This window comes from Streptomyces sp. NPDC059456 (assembly GCF_042750055.1).
GTDB lineage: Bacteria > Actinomycetota > Actinomycetes > Streptomycetales > Streptomycetaceae > Streptomyces.
Map to the genome: position 1 here is coordinate 1 of NZ_JBHYVA010001128.1, position 1311 is coordinate 1311.

The window sequence follows — 1311 nt, forward strand, 5'->3', positions numbered from 1 at the left end:
ACACCTCCAACGGAGGAGTCCGGGCCCCTCGTTTGCAGTCACCCCGCGCGCAGCAATGGTCATACCTTCATAGCGTTGGCTCCATGAAGCACTCACCGCGTCTTTGGACGGTAGTCGGCTGCTCCGTGCTGGTGGCGTCCCTCGGGGCAGGCGCCACCGGCTGCGGGCCCGGAGACAACCCGCTGTCAGCCCGCCCGTACGACGCGGGCGACCAGGTCGTCTTCAACCAGCCCCCGGGCGGCCGGCCGGTCGACCCCGAGAAGCCGCTGGAGATCACGGCGAAGGGGACCGGCGGCAGCCGGATCACCGACGTCACCGCCGTGGACACCCAAGGGCGCCGGCTCGCGGGCGAGCTGAGCGCCAAGGGCGACCGCTGGCACAGCACCGCCCCGCTGGCCGCCGGTGCCCAGTACACGGTCCTGGTGGAGACCGAGGACGAACGCGGCGCCCCGGGGCAGCGCAGGCTGACGTTCAGGACCACCCCGGCCCACGAGGTCCTCAAGGTCGAATTCGGGCCGGACGAGGGCAAGTACGGCGTCGGGCAGCCGATCACGGCCGAACTCAACGAGCCCGTCCAGGACAAGGCGGCCCGGGCCCTCGTCGAGCGGGGCCTGGTCGTCGACGCGCCCTCGGGCGTCGAGGGCGCCTGGCACTGGGTGGACGACAAGCACCTGCACTACCGCCCGAAGGAGTACTGGCCCGCGCACTCCACCGTCTCCGTACGGAGCAACCTGGAGGGCATCAAGATCTCCGACGACCTCCGCGGGGCCGCCAGCAAGTCGCTGACGCTGGAGATCGGGGACCGCGTCGAGGTCACCACCGACGCCTCCTCCCACTACCTCACGTTCGAGCGCAACGGAGAAGTGATCAACACCATTCCGGTGACCACCGGAAAGCCCGGCTTCTCCACCCGCAACGGGATCAAGGTGGTGCTCGGGAAGCAGTATTTCGTCCAGATGCGCGGCGACACCGTCGGCATCGGCGGCAGCGAGTACTACAACCTGCCCGTCTACTACGCGACCCGCGTCACCTGGAGTGGTGAATACGTCCACGCCGCGCCGTGGTCCGTGGAATCGCAGGGCTCCGAGAACGTCAGCCACGGCTGCACCGGCATGAGCACCGGCAACGCCGCCTGGTTCTACGAGAACATCACCGAGGGCGACATCGTCAAGGTGATCAACAGCGTCGGCGACGAGATGGAGCCGTTCGGCAACGGCTTCGGCGACTGGAACCTGGACTGGAAGGAATGGCGCGACGGCAGCGCCCTCCTGAAGGGCACCACGGAAGGCCGCAGCCCGATCGACCGGACCC

The 1311-nt window shown here is 68.9% G+C and carries 1 protein-coding gene; it reads left to right on the plus strand.

Annotated features, from left to right (window positions below; translation table 11 throughout):
• Positions 1–83 precede the first annotated feature (83 nt).
• The coding region (locus tag ACFXA3_RS42695) for an Ig-like domain-containing protein (RefSeq protein ID WP_385196965.1) at positions 84–1311 on the plus strand (1228 nt) is incomplete at its 3' end.